The following is a 19,782-nucleotide window of genomic DNA, read 5'->3' as shown; positions in this document are numbered from 1 at the left end:
GTGGCCGGCACCGGCTGGATGGCGCCCGCCCGTCCCGGTGTCCTGTGCCGCCGCGGGTCGCCCCGAACCCGGTGGTCCTCCCGGTGTGAGGCGGCCGGAGCCGTCCCTAGCGTTCGGCTCACACGACCACCGATCCCCAGGGACACGCCATGCAGATCGCCATCTTCCTGTTCGAGCGCCTCACCGCCCTCGACGCCGTCGGCCCCTACGAGGTGCTCAGCCGCCTGCCGGGGGCACAGACGGTGTTCGTCGGGGAGCGGCTGGGCCCGGTGCGCACCGACGTCGGCAGCCTCGGCCTGCAGGTGGACGCCACGCTGGCCGAGGTGCCGGCGCCGGACGTCGTCCTGGTGCCCGGCGGGTTCGGCCAGACCGCGCACATGGCCGACGGCCCGGTGCACGAGTGGCTGCGCGCCGCCGACCGCACCAGCACGTGGACGACGTCGGTCTGCACCGGATCGCTCGTCCTGGCCGCCGCCGGCCTGCTGGCCGGGCGGCGGGCGACGACGCACTGGCTGGCCGCCGACCAGCTGGGCGACTGGGGTGCGCTGCGGGCCGACGAGCGGATCGTCGTCGACGGCAAGTACGTCACCGCGGCCGGCGTCTCCGCCGGGATCGACATGGGCCTGGCCCTGGTCGAGCGGATCGCCGGCGCGGCCACGGCCCAGGCCATCCAGCTGGGCATGGAGTACGACCCCCAGCCGCCGCACGACACCGGCTCCCCGCGGACCGCGCCCGCACCGATCGTCGACCTGGTGCGCGCCCTGGAGGGAACGATCCTCCGCGGTGAGTGAGGACCACGCACCGAGGTCCGGCCCGCTGCGGGGGCGGGTCGCGCTGGTGACCGGTGCCAGCCGCCGCATCGCCATCGGAGCGGCGATCGCCCGACGGCTCGTCGCCGACGGCGCCGCCGTGGTGCTGCACTCCTGGGCGCCGCACGACGCCGAGCAGCCCTGGGGCGCCGACCCCGGCGGCGCTGAGGCGCTCGTCGCCGAGCTGCGCGCCGCCGGCGGCCGGGTCCGCCACGTCGCCGCTGACCTGGCCGACCCGGACGCCCCCGCGCGGCTCATCCAGGCCGCCCGGTCGGCGTTCGGGCACGTCGACGTGCTCGTCGCCAACCACGCCCGCAGCAGCGCGCAGGACCTGGACACGCTGACCGCCGCCGAGCTGGACCTCAGCTACGCGGTGAACACCCGCGCCACCCTGCTGCTGGCCCGGTTCTTCGCCGCCCAGCACGACGGCCGCCCCGGCGGGCGACTGCTGACGTTCACCTCCGGTCAGTACCACTCCGCGATGCCCGACGAGTTGCCCTACATCGCCACAAAGGCCGCCCTGCACCAGCTCACCCCCAGCCTGGCCGTCGCCCTGATGCCCCGGGGCATCACGGTGAACTGCATCGACCCCGGCCCGAACGACACCGGCTACGCCGACGAGCGCACGCGAGCAGCGGTGGCCGCGGCCAACCCGGGCCGGCGGTGGAGCACTCCCGCCGACACCGCCCGCCTGGTGGCCTGGCTGGTCAGTGACGAGGCCGAGTGGATCACCGGGCAGGTGATCGCCTCCGATGGCGGCTGGTCGGCGCGGTGATCCGGGACGCGCCGGCAGGTCGCCGCGCACGAGCCGTGCGCCCACCCGGCCTCGACGAGCGTCGCGACAGCCGCTCTGCGTCCATCTGACGGCCCTCCCACCGCCCTGCGCCTCAGCCGGGGCTCCGTCCGGCCGAATCGGCGATCCGCCGTGCGGTCACCGACAACAGGTACCTGCCTGCGGCCGGCCGCCCGCGCGGAGTCGACCTCCGGGTTCCCGCCCTACGCCGGGAAGGGCGTGCACGTGCGGGGCCGGGACGCGCAGGACCCGGTACCGCTGCCCCCAAACGGTCCGCTGGCTCCTCAGCCCAGAGGCGGACGTGCACGATCTCCCACGTGGCCGGGTCCACCACCAGCGCGCAGCTGTGCGATCCGCCGGTGGCGTGCCCCGCGTCCAGGTCGGCGAGGGCCGCGTCGACGACGTCGGCCACCGGAATCTCCGCCGGCAGGCTGCTCGTGGTGCGGGTCGCCGCGATGGGCTGGCCCTCCCAGGCGGGGCCCCGGCCGGAAGACCACGCCGATCCAGTGCCTCACGACGGGCCTGCCGGAGTCGGCGGCCAGCCTCGCGAACGGCGGCCCGAAGAGGAACTCGTCCATGCCGGCCGGATCGGCCCAACAGGTAGGACGGCGCGTACTGGTTGACCGGTGAACCGAGCACACCCCGCTCCCGGATGGCACAGGCCTTCACACCCGGGCCGGGGAAGGCATCGGTGGCTGAGCCCCTCGTAGCCACTCGGCGGCGGATGATCGTCATGTCCTAGTCGGCGGGCAGGGTGTCTCGTACTGCATGGCGTGCATCGGGCTCCTCGGGTGCCTGGTGGTACGCGGGGCACACTCGTGCCCCGCAGCGGGCCGGTGGCGCGCTCTCGGGACAGCTCGTGCCTGGCGGAGCGCGCGGGGCCGGGTGCTGCCGGGGCGATGGGGGCGGCCGCCGTGGTGGCGGACGCCGCACTGGGCGGTGCGGCCGGTTCCGGCCCGCACCGCCCAGTGGTCCGGGGCTCAGTGGCCGTGAGCGCCGTGGCCGTGGACGCCCGCACCGGCTCCGGGCTTGCCGACGGGGACGGCGAGCGCGGTCAGCAGCAGCAGCGCGGCGAGGATCCCGGCGGTCAGCTGGAAGGCGCGGGCGTAGCCGTCGATGAGGCCGGCGGAGGTGGCCAGGGTGCCGGCGACGGCGGTGAGGGCGGCGACGCCGAGAGCGGCCCCGATCTCGTGGCCGGTCATCATCAGCCCGGACGCCAGTCCGGACTTCTCGCCCGGGACGTCGCTCATCGCGGCGACGGCGATGGCGACGAACATCGGGCCCACGCCGGCGCCGACGAGCAGGAAGCCGGGCAGCACGTCGGCGGCGTAGGAGGTGCCGCCGGCACCGGCGGCCAGCAGCAGCACGCCGGCGGCCATGACGACCAGCCCACCGAGGATCAGGGTGCGGGCCCCGAGGTGGCCGATGACCTTCGACGCGGCGGCGGCGGCGAGGGTGATCGCGGTGGCCAGCGGCAGGAACTGCAGCCCCGCGACGAGGGGTGAGGAGCCGACGATCTCCTGCAGGTACAGCGAGGTCAGGAAGATCGCGCCGACCACGACGCCGGTCACGCCGGCCATCACCGCCGAGGCCGACACCAGCGACCGCATCCGCCAGGTGGACGGCGGCACCAGGGGGTCGGCGGCGCGGCGCTCGAGTCGGGCGAACACCGCCAGCAGGATCGCGGCGGCGGCCAGCGCCAGCCAGGTGCGGGGCGCTGTCCAGCCGGCCGAGCGGATGGCCTCGATGCCGAACACCAGCGCCAGCAGCCCGCTCACCAGGGTGAGGGCGCCGGGCACGTCGAGGCGGCGCAGCGCGCGCGCCTGGGAGCCGCCGCGGGCCGCGGCGCGCAGGGTGCCGGCGACGACGGCGACGCCGATCGGGACGTTGATGAAGAACACCGCGCGCCAGCCGAGCCCGCTGGTGAGCGCTCCGCCGAAGAGCACGCCGGCGGCGATGCCGAGGCTGCCGACGGTGCCCCACACCGCGAGCGCGGTCTGCCGCTGCTTGCCGGCGTAGGCGGTCATGATGATCGACAGCGCGGCCGGGGTGAGCAGGGCGGCGCCGGCTCCCTGCGCCGCGCGGGCCAGGATGAGCGTGAGCGGGGTCTGCGCCAGGCCGCTGACCAGCGAGGCGGCGGTGAACAGGCCGACGCCGGTCAGGAACGCGCCCCGGCGGTCGAGCAGATCGGCGATCCGGCCGCCGAGCAGGAGCAACCCCCCGGACAGCAGCACGTAGGCGCTGATCGTCCACTGGTAGTCCCCGGCGGACAGGTGCAGCGCGTCGCTGATCGACGGCAGGGCGACGTTCACCACCGACACGTCCAGGATGACCATGAACTGGGCGGCGATCATCAGCGCGAACACCGTCCACGGCCGGCGCAGCTCGTCCGCGGCCGGCGACGGGCGGCCCGGCGCGTGGTGGGACGGGTGCCCGTGGGCGTGGGGCGCAGCGTGGCCGGGGGCGTGCTGGTGACCGCGGGCGGGGACCGCTGGTTCGGCGGCGGGGTGGGCCGACATGGCTCCTCCTCGGGGTGGGAACTGCGGGACTGGCTCATACGCTCGCCACCGCCGAGATGACTCACGCCGGGAAAACCACCAGGTTCACGATCACGGGCCCTGTCCGCTGCGGTCGGTACTGTTCCGCCGGTGCTGGCCGGACGGGATGCGGAACGCGCGGCGATCGCCGCCCTGCTCGACGCTGCGGGCACCGGGACCGGCGGATCGCTGGTCGTCCGTGGCGTGGCCGGGTCGGGCAAGTCGACGCTGCTGGCCGATGCTGTCAGCGCCGCCTCCGGCATGCGGGTGCTGCGCACCTCCGGGGTGGAGTCGGAGTCGCCGCTGGCCTTCGCCGCGCTGCAGCGGCTGCTGTGGCCGCTGCGCACCCGCATCGACGCGCTGCCCGCGCCGCAGGCCGCGGCGCTGCGCGCCGCACTGGGAGAGACCGAGGGCGAGGGCGATCGGTTCCTGGCGTTCCTCGGGACGTTGAGCCTGCTCGCCGACGCCGCCGAAGAGGCCCCGGTGCTGGCCGTCGTCGATGACGCGCACTGGCTCGATGACGCCTCGGCCGCGGCGCTGCTGTTCGTCGCCCGCCGGCTGCAGGCCGAGCGGGTCGCGCTGCTGTTCGCCGCCCGCGACGGCGAGCCCTACGGCTTCGACGTTCCCGACCTGCCCACCGCCGTCCTCGGCGGCGTGACCGGGGCCGACGCCCACACACTGCTGGCGGCGCGGGCCGGCGGGACGGTCGATCCGGCGGTGCGCGACCGGCTGGTGGCCGCGACCGGCGGGAACCCGCTGGCGCTCGGTGAGCTCGCCGCCGCCCTGACCGGCGAGCAGCTGGCCGGGCGGGCGCCGCTGCCCGCAGCGCTGCCGCTCACCGGCGGCGTCGAGCGGGGCTTCCTCGACCGGTTCCGGCGCCTGGACGACTCGGCGCAGCGATTCCTGCTGATCGCCGCCGCCGATGACACCGGGCGGCTGACCGTGGTGCGGGATGCCGCCGAACGACTCGACGCCGGTGACGACGCACTCGACACCGTGGAACGGTCCGGGTTGCTGCGTGTCGACGGCGACGGCCTCGCCCTCTACCACCCACTGGTGCGCTCGGCGGTGTACCGGGCGGCCACCAGCGCCCAGCGCCGCGCCGCGCACCGGGCGCTGGCCGACGTCCTCGGCGCCGACCCCGACCGGCGCGCCTGGCACCTGGCCGCCGCGGCCGACCGGCCCGACGACACGGTGGTCGCCGCCCTCGACGGCGTGGCCGACCGGGCCGCCGGGCGCGGCGGGCACGAGGCGGCGGCCGCGGCGTGGGCGCGCGCCGCCGAGCTCACCGCGGATCCGGCGGCGCGCGCTCGCCGGCTCGCCGCCGCCGCCCACTCGGCCTGGCTCGCCGCCCAGCCCGAGCGGGCTCGCTCGCTGGCCGATGCCGCGCGTCCCCTCACCACCGATCCGCTGCTGCGCGCCGATCTGGACCGGCTCCGCGCCCGGGTGGACTGGAACGTCGCATCGCCGCTGGTCGGGCACCGGATCCTGCTGCAGGCGGCCGGCGAGGTCGCCCCCTTCGACGTCGACCGCGCCCGCGCGATGACCATGCTCGCTGCTGCGGTCGTGTCCTTCGGTGACGAGGGCGCCGAGGACATGACGGCTCAGCTGGCCACCCTCGGGGACCCGGCCACGGCGACCGACGAGCGCGGCCGCTGCTACGCCCGGCTGCTGTCGGGCCACGTGCACCTCCGCCACGGGCGGTTCGCCGAGGCCGCGACACAGTTCCGCGCCGCCTTCACCGGGTGTGACCCGGGCGACGACACCGATCTCCGCTCCAACCTCGGCATCGCCGCGGCCCATCTCGGCCGGTGGGACGTCGTGCTGTCCGAGCACGCGAGGCTGCTCGCAGACGCACGGGAACGCGGTGCTCTCGTGCTGATCGTCTACGCCCTCACCCGGCGGGCCTGGGGTGAGATCGCGACCGGGGACTGGACGGCCACCGCCGCGGGGGCGGCCGAGGCCCTCGACCTGGCCGGCAGCAGCGGCCAGCCGGCGCTCACGCGATTACCGCGCGCCTGGCTGGCGCTGCTGGCCGCGCTGAGGAACGACGGGAGCGAGCTCGCCGGGCACCTGGCCGCCCTGGACGGCTCACCTGACGCCGGAGTGACCGCGCCGATCGTCGACGACCTGGTCCGCTGGGCCCGCGGACTCACCGCCGACACGCCCGCCGCGGCCCTGCACCACCTGCAGCAGGTGACCACTCGCAGCACCCAGCACATGGCCGCGCTCGACCGGCTCGACGCCGCCGTCCGCGCCGACCGCCCCGACCTGGCCCGCTCCTGGGCTGACGACCTCGAGAACTTCGGGAGCGCCACGGACGCCGGCTGGGCGCTGGCCGCGGCCGCCTACGGCCGGGCACTGGTGGCCGACGGAGCAGACGCCGAGGCCGAGTTCGAGCGGGCGGCCAAGTACGCCGACGCGGGCACCCACCGGTTCGACCGGGCCCGCATCCACCTCGGCTTCGGCGAGTACCTGCGCCGCGCGCGCCGCCGGGTCGATGCCCGCGCGCACCTGCGCGACGCCCTGGAGGTGTTCGAGGACCTCGGGGCCACCCGCTGGGCGGCCCGCGCGACGACCGAACTGCGAGCCTCCGGGGAGAGCGCCCGCCGCCGCGATGTCACCACCGCCACCGACCTGACCGCGCAGGAACGCCAGGTCGCCGCCCTGGTCCGGCAGGGACTGTCGAACCGGGACGCCGCCGCGCGGCTGTTCGTCAGTCCCCGCACGATCGACTTCCACCTGCGGAACGTGTTCAGCAAGCTCGGCGTGGCCTCCCGCGCCGAGCTCACCGCCCTTCCCCTGGACTAGGCACCGCCCACCGGCCCGTCGGTGACGGTGTCCGGCTGTGAACCTGGCGGTTTTCCCGGCGTGACGCCGCCGGCCCGCTCCTAGCGTCCGAGCCAGACCCAGCCCGGACGAAGGAGCCCACCCATGACCAGCGCCACCGCGGCAACCACGGAGTCCCCGGCCCGGCGGGCCGGCGGCCTGCGCGGCGCGCTGGCCCACCGCTGGCCGACCGCGCTCGGCGCCGTCGCCGCCGTCAACAGCTTCGTGCTCGTCGCGCGGTTCCCCGCCCAGGTGCAGGTGTGGGTCAGCGCCTGGTGCGTGCTGCTCGCCGCGGTCATCTACCTCGCCTGGGGTACCGCCCGCGGCGACCTGACGGACCGGCGGCTGCTGACCGCGCAGACCACCGCCGTGCTCGCCCTCGGCGCGATCGCGATGGCGGCGGTCACCGTCGACGTCGCCACCGCCCGGTACGTGCTCGCCGCCGGCTGGATCGCGCACGCGGCCTGGGACGTCGTCCACCACCGCATCGGCCGGGCGGTGCCGCGCTGGTACGCCGAGACCTGCCTGGTCGCCGACCCCATCCTCGCCGCCGCGCTGCTCACCGTCGGCCTCGTCTGACCGCCCGCGCGCCTGCCGTCGCACCGCACCCGTCATGCCGCGTCCCGTCCTCGCCCGTCAGGAGATCCCCATGCCCACGCCTCTGCCCGCGCCCCGGCCCGCGGGAACCGGCGAGCCGCTCGACGTCCTCGTGATCGGCGCCGGCCAGGCCGGCCTCGCCCTCGGCCACCACCTCGCCGCCCGCGGCGCGGATTTCCTGCTCGTCGACGCCGGCCCGGAGATCGGCTCCTCCTGGCGGTCCCGCTGGGACTCCCTGCGGCTGTTCAGCCCGGCCCAGTACGACGCGCTGCCCGGCCTGCCGTTCCCCGCCCCGGCCGACACACACCCGAGCAAGGACGACGTCGCCGACTACCTCGCCGCCTACGCCGCCCACTTCGCCCTGCCGGTCCGGTTGAACACCCGGGTGCTGCGGCTGCACCGCGACGCCGACGGCACCTTCGCGGCCACCACGCCCACCGGCATCCTGCGCGCGAAGCAGGTCGTCGTCGCCACCGGCCCCTTCCAGACCCCGCACATCCCCGCGATCGCCGGCCGGCTGGACCGGGGCGTGCCACAGCTGCACAGCGCCCAGTACCGCAACCCGACCCAGCTGCCCGGCGCCGGCCGGGTGCTGGTGGTCGGTGCGGCCAACTCCGGCCTGCAGATCGCCGCCGAGCTGGGCGCCACCCAGCCGGTCACCGTTGCGGTCGGCACGCGCCCGACCGAGCTCCCCCAGCGGATCGCCGGCCGCGACCTGTTCTCCTGGCTCACCAAGTCCGGGTTCTTCACCGTGCCCGCGCACACCCGCATCGCCCGGCGGCTGCACGCCCGCGGCGACCTGGTCATCGGCACTCGCAGCCGTCGGTTACGGCGCGGCGGGATCGACTTCCGGCCGCGGCTGACGGGCCTCAGCGGGCGCACCGCCACCTTCGCCGACGGCAGCACCGTCGACGTCGACGCGGTCGTGTGGGCCACCGGCTACCGCCCCGACTACTCCTGGCTGCACGCGCCCGGCGTCGTCGACGACGCCGGCACCGTCCGCCACGACGCCGGGGTCACCGGCGTGCCCGGGCTGTACTTCCTCGGCCTGCCCTGGCAGACCCGCCGCGGCTCGGCGCTGCTCGGCTTCGTCGGCGCCGACGCCGCCGCCCTCTCCGACCGCATGGCCACCGACGCCGGCCAGGACGCCGCTCGCACGACCGACCGCGACCCGGCGGTTCTGCCGGCGTGACCTCCCAGGTGCGTCTTCAGCATCCCTGGCACCCACCCGCCGAAGGAGGCACCGATGTCCCCCGCGACCCTGCGCTGTCCCGCCGTGCACGACGCGTCCGTGGCGCCCGTCTGGACGACGCGTCCGGCCCCGTCGGCGGCCCCTGCGGTCCGCGGCGACCGCACGATGGCCCGGTTCCTCATCGGTGTGAGCGTGACGCTGCTGCCGCTGCTGGCCGCCGTGGTCGCCCTCCAGCTCGGATGGTCGCGGTTCGGCGCGACCACCTGGCCGGCCGCCGCTGCCGTCGTCACCGGCTGGGCACTCGCCGGCACCGGATGGTTGTGGTGCCGCGGCTGGCCGGCCGGTGCCGTGCTCACGGTCATCGGGGCGCCGGTGGTCGTGCTGGCGGGACCGGCCGCGCTCGGCTGGCTGTCCCCGGCCGGGCTCGTGCTGTGGGGGCCGGTCACCACCGTGCTCGCCGTGGCGGTGGCGATACCCGTCCAGCCGCTGACGCCGAGCGGCCCGCCGTCCGCGACGGCCCCTGCTCACGACTGACCGACCGACCGAACCAGCACCCGAGGAGATCCCGATGACCGCTCACCACATCGCACGTCCCGGGGCCGGCCTGCTCGCCGGGCTGTTGGCCGCCGTGGCCGGAGAGATCACCGCCTCCGCCACCCGCCGCGGCCGCTCACCGTCCTCGGGCCTGGCGCGCGGGCTGGTCGATGCCGCACCGGCGATGCTGGTCGATGGCGGCGTCGCCCTCGTCGGCCGGGCCGACAAGCCGGGCCTGGCCGTGCTCGCGGCCGGCACCAGCGGCCTGGCCGCCGCCGTGGGCGGTGCCCTGGCCGGCCGGCGGCCGCTGCTCGGTGCCGCAGTAGCGGCGGTGCCGCACGCGCTCGGCGGCTACCTCGCGCTGCGCCGCGGCGACGCCTCGGTCGGGGACACCGCCGCGGCCACGGTCGCCGGCATGCTCACCGCCGCGACCGCGGTCGCCCCGCTGCCGGTCCGGATGCCCGCCGTGCTGACCGCCGGAGCAGCCGCCACGGCGGCCGTCGTGGTCACCGACCGCCGGGCCCGCCGCCGCGCTGCCTCTGCGCTGCGCGACCGGGTACGGCTGCCGGCCCCGGCCCGGCCGCTGCCGCCGGTCCCGGTGACCGCCGCCGCAGCGCAGCCGGGAGTGGCGTCGCTGCTCGCCCAGCCCGGAGAACTGGTCGTCATCGACGTCACCGTTCCGGAGCCGCGCACCGACCCCGACGCCTGGCGGCTCCAGGTGGACGGCGAAGTAGGGGAGCCGCTGTCGCTCTCCCTGCCCGAACTGCTCGCCCTGCCGCTGGCCGAGCGGGACCTGCTGATGGTCTGCGTGCACAACCCGGTCGGCGGCGATCGCATGGGCTGCGCCCGCTGGACCGGCATCGGCCTGGCCGACCTGCTCGATCTGGCCGACGTTGCCGACGGGAACGACTGGCTGGTCGCCGAGGCCGTCGACGGATACACCAACGTGCTGCCCCTCGACGTCGCGCGCGCCCACGGGTTCCTCGCCGTCGGCATGGCCGGGCAGCCGCTGCCCCGCGAGCACGGCAGTCCCGCCCGGCTGCTCGTCTCCGGCCGGCACGGGCAGGACGGCAACCTCAAGTGGCTGCGGCGATTGACCGTCACCACCACCCCGCCGCTGTCCTACTGGGGCTCCCGTGGCTGGGTCGACGGGACCTACCCGGTCCACCCGGGCTCCCGCATCGACACCCCGCGCACCCACGCCCACCTCGAGCCTGGCGAAGTCACCGTCCGCGGCTACGCATGGGCGCCACGGGTCGGGGTCGATCGCGTGCAGCTGGAGATCGACGGCGGCCCGTGGACCGACGCCGACCTCGGAATCGACCTCGGCCCGGACGCCTGGCGGCCCTGGACCGCCAGCTGGACGGCCACACCCGGCCGGCACCAGCTACGGGTGCGCTGCCGCACCACCACCGGGCAGTGGCAGGAGGAGGCCACCAGCACGCCGTTCCCGCACGGCGTGCGCGGCATCCACGCCATTTCTGTCCACGTCGATGGGGGTCCGGCCGGCCCGGCGCTGCGCCGGCTGGCCGGCGAAGGCGTCACCCGGGTGACCTGGGCCGCACGCAGCGTCGCCGCCTGGCGTCACCGGCAGCCCAGCAGCCCGACCGCGGCGCGGATCGCCGGTCCAACCCCGGCATGGCCATGAGCACTCCGGCACTTCTGTGCCTCGGGTCCGATCGCCGCCGGCTGCGACGTGGTCACCGTGCAGGGCACCCTCGGGTACGCGTCGGTGACGAGCACGCTCCTGCAGGTCCGTGCTCGTCTACACGTTGAAGCGGAACTCCACGACGTCGCCGTCGGCCATGACGTAGTCCTTGCCCTCCATTCGGACCCAGCCGCGGGCCTTGGCCTCCTGCATCGACCCGGCCTCGACGAGCTGGTCGAAGGAGACGATCTCGGCCTTGATGAAGCCGCGCTGGAAGTCGGTGTGGATGACGCCGGCCGCCTGCGGGGCGGTCGCGCCGACCGGGATCGTCCAGGCGCGGGCCTCCTTGGGCCCGGCGGTCAGGTAGGTCTGCAGGCCGAGCGTGGCGAAGCCGACGCGGGCCAGCTGGTGCAGGCCGGGCTCCTCCTGGCCGATGCCGGCGAGCAGCTCGGCGGCCTCCTCCTCGGGCAGCTCGGCGAGCTCGGCCTCGATCTTGGCGTCCATGAGGATCGCCTCGGCCGGCGCGACGAGGGCCCGCAGCTCGGCGACGAGCGACTCGTTGGCCAGCTCCTCCTCGTCCACGTTGAACACGTAGAGGAACGGCTTCGTGGTCAGCAGGGTCAGCTCGCGCAGCGGCTCGGGGTCGACGCCGGCGGCGAACAGGGTCCGGCCCTCGTCCAGCACCTTCTGCGCGTCGAGGGCGGCGGAGAGCAGCGCGGCGCGCTCCTTGTCCTTCCTCGCCTCCTTCTCCAGCCGCGGGATCGCCTTCTCCAGCGTCTGCATGTCGGCGAGGACGAGCTCGGTGTTGATCGTCTCGATGTCGTCGGCCGGGTCGACCTTGCCCTCGACGTGCACCACGTCGGGGTCGGTGAACACCCGGATCACCTGGCAGATCGCGTCGCTCTCGCGGATGTTGGCCAGGAACTTGTTGCCCAGCCCGGCCCCCTCGGAGGCGCCGCGCACGATGCCGGCGATGTCCACGAACGACACCGTGGCCGGGATGGTCTTCTGCGAGCCGAACAGCTCGGTCAGCTTCGCCAGCCGCGGGTCCGGCACGCCTACCACACCGATGTTGGGCTCGATGGTGGCGAACGGGTAGTTCGCGGCCAGGACGTCGTTCTTGGTCAACGCGTTGAACAGCGTCGACTTGCCGACGTTGGGCAGCCCGACGATGCCGATGGTGAGACTCACGGGGGTCCAGCCTACGTGGCTCGCCCGCAGGCAGACTGTGCCGATGCGCACGCGCACCGTGGCCCTCGCCGGCCTGACCGTCGCCGCCGCAGCGGCCGCCCGCCGCCGCGCTGCCCGGCCCGCCGCCCCGTCACGGCCGGTCCCGGTGCCGCGCGGTCAGGAGCGCACCGTGACCACCGAGGACGGCGTCCCGCTGCACGTCGAGGTCTTCGGCGCCGACCAGCCCAGCGCCACCGTCGTCCTGGCGCACGGCTACGTGCAGTCCTCCCGCCTGTGGGCCGGCCAGGTCCGGGACCTCCTCGACGCCCGCCCCGACCTCCGCGTCGTCACCTACGACCACCGCGGGCACGGCGCCTCCGGCCGCTCGGCCCGCGACCGCGCCACCATCGAGCAGCTCGGCCGCGACCTGGCGCGCGTCGTCGAGGCCGTCGCCCCGGCCGGGCCCGTCGTCCTCGGCGGTCACTCCATGGGCGGGATGACGCTCATGGCCCTGGTCGAGCAGCGGCCGGAGCTGTTCGGTAACCGCGTCGTCGCCGCCGCGTTCGTCGCGACCAGCTCCGGGCAGATGGACGCCGTCACGTACGGCCTCCCGGCGCCCGTCGCCCGGGTGGTCAAGAAGGTGCTGCCGGTGCTCAACGAGCGCAACGCCCGTGCCGAGCTCGCCGGGAGGGCGCGCACGGTCGGCGGGTCGGCCATGCGGCTGGTGTTCGGTCCGGACGCCGACCCCGCGGACGTCGCCATGACGCGGGAGGTGCACCGCGCCTGCTCCGCCGAGACCGTGGCCGCCTTCCTGCCGACCTTCTCCGACCACGACCGGGTCCGGGCGCTGGCGGCGCTCGCCGAGGTGCCCGCGCTGGTCGTCGTCGGGGACGCCGACCGGCTCTGCCCGGTCCAGCACAGCCGGGTCATCGCCGACGCGCTGCCGATGGCCGAGCTCGCCGTGTACCCGGGGGTCGGGCACATGGTCCAGCTGGAGCGCCGCGCGGAGGTCAGCCGGCTGCTGGTCGAGCTGCTCGCCCGCGCCTTGCCGCCCGCGGCCGACGCGTCGCCGGCGGGAGAGCCGGTCAGTCCAGCGGCCTGACCATCCGGGCCCGGGTCAGGGTCTCGCCGTCCAGCGTCACGCTCTCGACCGCGACCTGCCGGAAGCCCATGCGCTCGAACACCGGCGCCGCCCGCCACGACGCGTGCGTGACCAGCGACGCCAGCCCGGCGGTCCGCGCCACGGACTCCACCGCCGTCAGCAGCGCCCGCGCCACCCCGCGCCCGCCCGCGGACGGCGCCACGTACAGCTGGTCGACCTCCCCCGCCACCAGCGCGTCGACGGGCGACAGCGCCACCGAGGCGAACCCGGCCACGACGCCGTCCACCTCGGCCACCAGCACGGTCGTCGTCTCGACGAACCGCGCGTGCGCGGCGTCGGACCGCCGCGCGGCCCACGCCGCGAGCTGCGCCGGCGTGTAGTGCCCGGCGGCGGAGCCCTCGATGGCCGCCCGGCTCACCGCGGCCAGCTCCGCCGCGTCGGCCGGGCGCGCCCGGCGGACGACGACGTCCGGCTCCGGCTGTGTCATCGGCCCATCCTCGCCCCGGTGTCACGCACACACGGATGGTGACCGCCACCACCCCTCAGGAGGAGAACACCTGGTCAGCGCCACGGGCAGCCACTACCGTCCGTGACCTCACCGCGTATCGGGGGATCCGCGGGTCGACGGGGGGAACGACCGTGGAACGAGGACTGTGGACCGGCCCGGCGGCGGGCGTGCTCGTCGTCGGCGGCACCGCCGCGCTGCTGCTCGCCGTGCTGCTGCCCGAGACGCGCCCGGCCAACCTGTTCGGCGGCCTGGGGCTGGTGCTCCTCGCGGCCGCGCTGGACTCCTGGGCCCGCTGGATCCGGCGCCGCAGCGCTCCCGCTCCGCGCGCCCGGGTCGCCCTCCCCCGCTGACCCGGCGACCCGCCGGTCCGGCGATCCGGGCTGACCGGCGGCGCGTCCGCGCATAGCCTGCCGGGGTGGCCGACAACGAGCTGCAGCAGCTGGTGCAGCGGCGCCTGATCGAGCTGGGCGCGACCGCCGAGGACGCCTCCCGGCGGGCGCACTGGGCGGTCGCCCCGGAGACGATCGCCCGGATCGCGCACGGCCGGCACTCGGGCATGGTCAGCGAGCGGCTGGCGGCGGCGCTGGCCACGGCGATCGACGTCCCCGAGAACCGCGTGCGGCGGGCGGCCGGGCTGCCGCAGGTGCACGACGTCCGCGGCGACGTCGGCACCGGGCCGCACCTGCGCGTCGTCCGGGACGACGGGCGCCTGCACTAGGACGACGGCCCCGTCCGAAAACCGCCAGTCCTCCGCCCCTCCGGCTGCCATGCTCGGTGCATGACGAGCTCCCTCGACGCCGAGCGGTGCTACCGGGCGGTGACCAGCCGCGACGCCCGCTTCGACGGGTGGTTCTTCACCGCCGTCGCCACGACCGGCATCTACTGCCGGCCCTCCTGCCCGGCCCGCACCCCGCTGGCCCGCAACGTCAGCTTCTTCTCCACCGCGGCCGCCGCCCAGGCCGCCGGGTACCGGGCCTGCCGGCGGTGCCGCCCCGACGCCGTCCCCGGCTCCCCGGAGTGGGACGTCCGCGCCGACGTCGTCGCCCGCGCCATGCGGCTGATCGCCGACGGCGAGGTGGAGCGCTCCGGCGTCCCCGGCCTGGCCGCCCGGCTGGGCTACTCCGAGCGCCAGCTGCACCGGCTGCTCGTGGCCGAGCTGGGCGTCGGACCGCTGGCCCTCGCCCGCGCCCAGCGCGCGCAGACCGCCCGCGTGCTCGTCGAGACCACCACCCTGCCCATGGCCGACGTCGCCTTCGCCGCGGGGTTCGCCAGCATCCGGCAGTTCAACGACACCGTCCGCGAGCTCTTCGCGACCACCCCGACCGGACTGCGCCGGACCGCCCCCGCCGCCCCCTCCGGCGCCCCGGGGGAACTCACCCTCCGGCTGGCCGCCCGCGACCCCTACCCGGCGGAGGAGGTCCTGCTCTTCCTGGGCGCGCACGCCGTCCCCGGCCTCGAGGAGTGGGACGGGACGACGTACGCCCGCGTGCTCGACCTGCCGCACGGCCCGGCCGTCGTCCGGCTCTCCCCCACCGCCGGCGCCCCCGGGGTGACCGCACGACTGCGGCTGACGCAGCTGCGGGACCTCGGGGTGGCGGTGGCCCGCTGCCGCCGGATGCTCGACCTGGACGCCGACCCCGCCGCGGTGGACGACGTCCTGGGGGCCGACCCGGCCCTGGCCGCGCTCGTCGCCACCGCCCCCGGCCGCCGGGTGCCCGCCGCCCCCGACGCCGGCGAGCTGGCCGTGCGCGCGGTGCTCGGCCAGCAGGTCTCGGTGGCCGGTTCCCGCACCCTCGGCGCCCGGCTGCTGGCGGCGGCCGGCACGCCGCTGCCCGAGCCGGTCGGCACGCTCACGCACGTGTTCCCGCGGGGCGCCGCGCTGGCCGAGGCCGACCTGACCACCGTCGGCCTCACCGGGGCGCGCCGGGCCACGGTGCACGCGCTGGCCGCGGCCCTCGCCGACGGCGCGGTGCCCCTCGACCCGGGTGCCGACCGCGACGACGCCGTCCGGGCGCTGCGCGCCGTGCCCGGGATCGGCCCCTGGACCGCCGCCCTGGTCGCCCTCCGCGGGTTGGCCGACCCCGACGTGTGGTTGCCCGGTGACCTCGCGTTGCGGCGCTCGCTGGTGGCACTCGGCAGCTCCGACACCGAGGCCGTCAGCCGCTGGCGCCCGTGGCGTTCGTACGCGGTCATGCACCTGTGGGCGATGGCCGTCCCCGACCTGTTCACCCGCCGCCCGCCGTCCCACTCCGAACGGAGCGCATCATGACCGCCCAGCCCGCCCGGTTCGCCACCGTGGACACCCCGCCCGGACCGTTCACCGTCGTCGTCACCGCCGCCCCGGACGGTTCCGACGTCGTCCTCGCCAGCGGCTGGACCGACGACGTCGCCGAGCTGCTCCCGGTGGTCCACCGCTCGCTGCGCCCCACGTGGGTGGAGCGGGCCGACCACCTGCCCGTCCTCGACACGGTGACCGCCTTCGTCGACGGCGACGTCACCGCGATCGACGGCGTCCCCGTCCGGCAGCGCTCCGGTCCGTTCCTCGAGGACGCCTGGGAGGTGCTGCGCACCGTGCCGGCCGGCGAGCCGGACACCTACGCCGCCTTCGCGGCGCGGTGCGGCCGGCCCTCGGCCGTGCGGGCGGCGGCCAACGCCTGCGCCCGCAACGCCGCCGCGCTGTTCGTGCCCTGCCACCGGGTGCTCGGTTCCGACGGCGGCCTCGGCGGTTTCCGCTGGGGGACGCCGGTGAAGCGGTGGCTGCTCGACCACGAGGCGGCGGCCGCGACACCCCGGCGCCACCTCACCCTCGTCTGACCCGCCTCCCCCGAACTGTCGGACCCGTCCGGCAGGCTCGCCGATCATGGACGCCGCCTCCCTGCTCACCGGTCTCCTCCTCGGCGCGCTGCTGGCCACCGCGGCCACCCTCGGCGTCGTCGCACTGCTCTCCCGGCGCCGGCCGGCCGACGACGGGCTCGACCCGCTGCACGAGTCGCTGGACCACCTGCACCGGCTGCTGGCCGGCATGGAGCGGGCCCGGGCCACCGCGCACGGGGAGCTGCGCGAGCAGATGGGCACCGTCGGGCAGGCCTCGTCGCTGCTGCGGCAGGAGACGGCGGCGCTGGTGACGGCGCTGCGCACGCCGCACGTGCGCGGCCGCTGGGGCGAGGTGCAGCTGCGCCGGGTGGTCGAGGTGGCCGGCCTCCTGGAGCACTGCGACTTCGTCGAGCAGCCCAGCGGCACCAACGACGCCGGCGCCGGCGTCCGGCCCGACCTGGTGGTCACGCTCTCCGACGGCCGGCAGGTGATCGTCGACGCGAAGGTGCCGTTCACCGGCTACATCGAGGCGGTGCAGGCCGAGGACGTCACGGTCCGCGCCGAGCGGATCGCCGCGCACGCCCGCCAGCTGCGCGCCCACGTCGACGCCCTGTCCGCCCGGCGCTACCCGACGGCGTTCTGCCCGGCCGCGCCCTTCACCGTGCTGTTCGTCCCCTCCGACGGGTTCCTCACCACCGCCCTGGAGGCCGAGCCCGGGCTGCTGGAGTACGGCTTCGCCCGCGACGTCGTCCTCGCCACCCCCAGCACGCTGCTGGCCCTGCTGCGCACGGTGGCCTACTCGTGGCGGCAGGAGCGGCTGGCCCGCGACGCCGACCAGGTGCTCGAGGTGGGCCGCCGGCTGCACGCGCGGCTGAGCACGCTGTCGGGGCACCTCGCCCGGCTGGGTTCGGCGCTGAGCTCGACGATGACCCGCTACAACGAGACGGTCGGCTCCTACGAGTCGTCGGTGCTGGTCGCCGCCCGCCGCTTCGACGACCTGGGCGTCTCCGAGACGCCGGTGCCGACCCCGCCGCCGGTGGAGGCGACGATCCGCACGCTGCGGCCGGCCGAGCTGCCGCCGCTCGGTGAGCGCCCGGCCGGGGTCGACGTCGACCGGGACGGCACCACGGGCTGACCGGCCGGCGACGTCCCAGCCGTCGCGTCTGTACCGGTTCGTCACAGCTGTCCCTGCTCCACCGCCAGGTGTGCGCCGGGAGCCGTCGTTTTGGCAGGTCTGCACAGCGCTCCCCCGGTCGGTCCTCCCGGCACCGGCCCCCTCCCGTGGCTACCGTTGCCCGTGAGCGGAACCCCACGACGGGGGTCCCCCGACGAGCAAGGGGAGGTGCGCCATGGCCTCGGCGAGCACGGCTGACACCTGGCGGGAGTCCGGGATGCGCTCCGGCCCCCGGGCGCCCCGCCCCGAGGCGGCCGAGTACGTGTCGCGCATCCCCCGCCCGCCGGTGCCCCCGCGGGCGCGACCGGCCGGGCCGATGCGCTCGACCGACATCCCCCCGCTGCCCGAGCACCTGGCCCGCCTCGAGCGCCGGCGCCCCGAGGACGACCGTGCCCGTTCCACCCGGCCGCCGGTGCCGCACCGCTCGGCCGCCGTCCCGCCGGTCGAGCGCAGCCGCCAGGAGCGCCCGCGGTCCTCGGAGCGGGCCGACCAGGACCAGCCCGCCTCCGGCCGCCGCGCCCCGCGTCCGGCCGAGTCCCGCTCCGCCGGCCGGCCGGCCGCCGACCAGCCGGAGCGCGGCAGCCGGCTGCGCGGCTGGGCGGCCGTCCTCGCCGTGCTCGTCGTCACGCTGGTCGGCGCCGCCGCGGACTCCTACCTGAGCGCCGGCCTGGGGGTCCTCACGCTGGGCACGCTCGCCATCGCCGCCGCGCTGGGCACCCTGCTGGTCCGCCGCCGCGACCTCACCACCATGGTGATCGCCCCGCCGCTGGTGTACATCGTCGCCGCCGTCGCCGTCACCGCCGTGTTCGGGACGGTCAACCTGGCGGGCCTGGCCACCCTGCTGATCCGCGGCTTCCCGTCCATGGCGGTCGCGACCGGCGTCGCGCTCGTGGTCGCCCTCATCCGGTGGGCCGCCCGCCGCTGAGCGGCCGCGCGGCCCCGACACGACGGTGGCCCCCTCCCGCACGGGAGGGGGCCACCGTCGTCTGCGGTGCGTAGGGCGACCCTCAGGCCGGGTCGGCCGCCGGCTCGGCGCGGCGCACCCGCAGCTCGTGCGGCAGCGCGAACACCAGCTTCTCCTCGGCCGCCTTGACCGTCTCGACGTCGGGGTAGCCGCGCTCGGCCAGCCAGTCGAGCACCTCCCCGACGAGCACCTCCGGCACCGAGGCGCCGCTGGTCACCCCCACGGTGGTGACCCCCTCGAGCCAGGCGGGGTCGATCTCGGCGGCGAAGTCCACCAGGTGCGCGGCGCGGGCGCCGGCCTCCAGTGCCACCTCGACCAGCCGCACCGAGTTCGACGAGTTCGTCGAGCCCACGACGACCACCAGGTCGCACTCTCCGGCCATCTGCTTGACCGCCTGCTGGCGGTTCTGCGTGGCGTAGCAGATGTCGTCGCTCGGCGGGGACTGCAGACCGGGGAACCGGCTCTTCAGCCGGTCGACGGTGGCGAGGGTCTCGTCGACCGAGAGCGTCGTCTGCGACAGCCACACGACCTTCTCCGGGTCGCGCACCTGCACGTTGGCGACGTCCTCGGCGCCGTCCACGAGCTGGATGTGCGCCGGGGCCTCGCCGGCGGTGCCCTCGACCTCCTCGTGGCCGCGGTGGCCGATCAGGAGGATGTCGTAGTCCTCCTTGGCGAACCGCTTGGCCTCCTGGTGCACCTTGCTCACCAGCGGGCAGGTGGCGTCGATCGTCTTCAGCTGCCGGTCGGCGGCCTCCTGGTGCACCGCCGGGGAGACGCCGTGGGCGCTGAAGACGACCACCGAGCCCTCGGGCACCTCGGCGGTCTCGTCGACGAACACCGCCCCGCGCCGCTCCAGGGTGGCCACCACGTGCTTGTTGTGGACGATCTGCTTGCGGACGTAGACCGGGGCGCCGTGGATCTCCAGGGCCCGCTCGACCGCGACCACCGCCCGGTCCACCCCGGCGCAGTAACCCCGGGGATCGGCCAGCAGGACGCGTCCGCGCTGATCAGCCATGGCTCCATGGTAGGTGGGCGGCGCCCTCCGGCCCGGCCGCGCGAGGAGACGCCCGCCACTCCCCGCGCCCGTCCGGGTGGCGTCGGCCGGCACGAG

General features: G+C 76.2%; 18 protein-coding genes and 3 pseudogenes. 14 read left to right on the top strand and 7 right to left on the bottom strand.

Annotated features, from left to right (window positions below; all coding sequences use genetic code 11):
- Positions 1–149: 149 nt before the first annotated feature.
- Together ACI784_RS04940 and ACI784_RS04935 are read left to right on the top strand one after the other, a co-directional pair.
- Entirely contained in the window at positions 150–791 is a 642-nt protein-coding gene (locus ACI784_RS04940; RefSeq protein ID WP_457012664.1) for a DJ-1/PfpI family protein, read from the top strand.
- Complete coding sequence (locus ACI784_RS04935; RefSeq protein WP_457012663.1) at positions 784–1,584, top strand: SDR family oxidoreductase; 801 nt, start codon at positions 784–786, stop codon at positions 1,582–1,584. The genes ACI784_RS04940 and ACI784_RS04935 overlap by 8 nt, the downstream gene beginning before the upstream one ends.
- A 112-nt stretch (positions 1,585–1,696) precedes the next feature.
- Here ACI784_RS04935 and ACI784_RS04930 read toward each other — a convergent pair.
- The 4 genes and pseudogenes from ACI784_RS04930 to ACI784_RS04915 all read right to left on the bottom strand — a co-directional run.
- Positions 1,697–2,074: pseudogene (locus ACI784_RS04930) on the bottom strand (DUF4865 family protein); the annotation flags it as partial.
- A gap of 25 nt (positions 2,075–2,099) precedes the next feature.
- Positions 2,100–2,243 (bottom strand): annotated as a pseudogene (locus ACI784_RS04925) (DUF4865 family protein); the annotation flags it as partial.
- Positions 2,212–2,337, bottom strand: a pseudogene (locus tag ACI784_RS04920) (DUF4865 family protein); the annotation flags it as partial. The pseudogenes ACI784_RS04920 and ACI784_RS04925, both read right to left, overlap by 32 nt.
- A 245-nt stretch (positions 2,338–2,582) precedes the next feature.
- The gene (locus ACI784_RS04915) at positions 2,583–4,121 is read right to left on the bottom strand and encodes an MFS transporter (RefSeq protein WP_457012662.1); all 1,539 of its coding nucleotides are present in this window, start codon (positions 4,119–4,121) and stop codon (positions 2,583–2,585) included.
- Positions 4,122–4,250: 129 nt separating this feature from the next.
- Here ACI784_RS04915 and ACI784_RS04910 point away from each other — a divergent pair, with 129 nt between their 5' ends.
- From ACI784_RS04910 to ACI784_RS04890, 5 genes are all read left to right on the top strand, one after another.
- The gene (locus ACI784_RS04910; RefSeq protein ID WP_457012661.1) at positions 4,251–6,950 is read left to right on the top strand and encodes an AAA family ATPase; all 2,700 of its coding nucleotides are present in this window, start codon (positions 4,251–4,253) and stop codon (positions 6,948–6,950) included.
- A gap of 123 nt (positions 6,951–7,073) precedes the next feature.
- Positions 7,074–7,547, top strand: a complete 474-nt coding sequence (locus ACI784_RS04905) for a hypothetical protein (protein ID WP_457012660.1) — start codon at positions 7,074–7,076, stop codon at positions 7,545–7,547.
- 70 nt (positions 7,548–7,617) lie between these two features.
- A complete protein-coding gene (locus ACI784_RS04900; protein ID WP_457012659.1) occupies positions 7,618–8,757 on the top strand; it encodes a flavin-containing monooxygenase in 1,140 nt (379 codons plus the stop codon).
- Positions 8,758–8,811: 54 nt separating this feature from the next.
- Positions 8,812–9,291 (top strand): hypothetical protein, encoded by a 480-nt coding sequence (locus tag ACI784_RS04895; protein ID WP_457012658.1) that lies wholly within the window; start codon positions 8,812–8,814, stop codon positions 9,289–9,291.
- A gap of 34 nt (positions 9,292–9,325) precedes the next feature.
- The gene (locus ACI784_RS04890) at positions 9,326–10,939 is read left to right on the top strand and encodes a molybdopterin-dependent oxidoreductase (protein ID WP_457012657.1); all 1,614 of its coding nucleotides are present in this window, start codon (positions 9,326–9,328) and stop codon (positions 10,937–10,939) included.
- Between the two features lie 117 nt (positions 10,940–11,056).
- Here the strand turns inward: ACI784_RS04890 and ychF are convergent, their stop codons facing one another.
- Positions 11,057–12,130, bottom strand: coding sequence for a redox-regulated ATPase YchF (gene ychF / locus ACI784_RS04885; RefSeq protein ID WP_457012656.1), 1,074 nt, complete (start codon positions 12,128–12,130; stop codon positions 11,057–11,059).
- 43 nt (positions 12,131–12,173) lie between these two features.
- Between ychF and ACI784_RS04880 the strand changes: the two genes are divergently transcribed.
- Positions 12,174–13,211, top strand: a complete 1,038-nt coding sequence (locus ACI784_RS04880) for an alpha/beta fold hydrolase (protein WP_457012655.1) — start codon at positions 12,174–12,176, stop codon at positions 13,209–13,211.
- Here the strand turns inward: ACI784_RS04880 and ACI784_RS04875 are convergent.
- Positions 13,195–13,698, bottom strand: a complete 504-nt coding sequence (locus ACI784_RS04875; RefSeq protein WP_456921756.1) for an N-acetyltransferase family protein — start codon at positions 13,696–13,698, stop codon at positions 13,195–13,197. The genes ACI784_RS04880 and ACI784_RS04875 overlap by 17 nt on opposite strands.
- Before the next feature lie 152 nt (positions 13,699–13,850).
- Between ACI784_RS04875 and ACI784_RS04870 the strand changes: the two genes are divergently transcribed.
- From ACI784_RS04870 to ACI784_RS04845, 6 genes are all read left to right on the top strand, one after another.
- Positions 13,851–14,069, top strand: a complete 219-nt coding sequence (locus ACI784_RS04870) for a hypothetical protein (RefSeq protein WP_456921755.1) — start codon at positions 13,851–13,853, stop codon at positions 14,067–14,069.
- Positions 14,070–14,134: 65 nt separating this feature from the next.
- Positions 14,135–14,437 (top strand): hypothetical protein, encoded by a 303-nt coding sequence (locus ACI784_RS04865; protein ID WP_456921754.1) that lies wholly within the window; start codon positions 14,135–14,137, stop codon positions 14,435–14,437.
- A 60-nt stretch (positions 14,438–14,497) separates the two neighbouring features.
- On the top strand, positions 14,498–15,988 hold the full coding sequence (locus ACI784_RS04860) for an AlkA N-terminal domain-containing protein (protein ID WP_456921753.1): 1,491 nt from the start codon (positions 14,498–14,500) through the stop codon (positions 15,986–15,988).
- Positions 15,985–16,533, top strand: coding sequence for a methylated-DNA--[protein]-cysteine S-methyltransferase (locus ACI784_RS04855; protein ID WP_456921752.1), 549 nt, complete (start codon positions 15,985–15,987; stop codon positions 16,531–16,533). Before ACI784_RS04860 ends, ACI784_RS04855 begins: the two co-directional genes overlap by 4 nt.
- A gap of 46 nt (positions 16,534–16,579) precedes the next feature.
- Complete coding sequence (locus tag ACI784_RS04850; RefSeq protein WP_457012654.1) at positions 16,580–17,668, top strand: DNA recombination protein RmuC; 1,089 nt, start codon at positions 16,580–16,582, stop codon at positions 17,666–17,668.
- 214 nt (positions 17,669–17,882) lie between these two features.
- Positions 17,883–18,632 carry a DUF6542 domain-containing protein gene (locus tag ACI784_RS04845; RefSeq protein WP_456921750.1) on the top strand — a complete coding sequence of 250 codons (750 nt, stop codon included), beginning with the start codon at positions 17,883–17,885 and terminating at the stop codon, positions 18,630–18,632.
- An 82-nt stretch (positions 18,633–18,714) separates the two neighbouring features.
- On the opposite strand, the gene ACI784_RS04840 is transcribed toward ACI784_RS04845, so the two are convergent.
- Positions 18,715–19,686, bottom strand: a complete 972-nt coding sequence (locus ACI784_RS04840) for a 4-hydroxy-3-methylbut-2-enyl diphosphate reductase (protein WP_456921749.1) — start codon at positions 19,684–19,686, stop codon at positions 18,715–18,717.
- Positions 19,687–19,782: the final 96 nt, after the last annotated feature.

It is taken from the genome of Geodermatophilus sp. SYSU D01186 (assembly GCF_054050215.1).
Note: the sequence above shows the minus strand (reverse complement) of the source record. Positions and strands in the feature narration are given on the sequence as shown.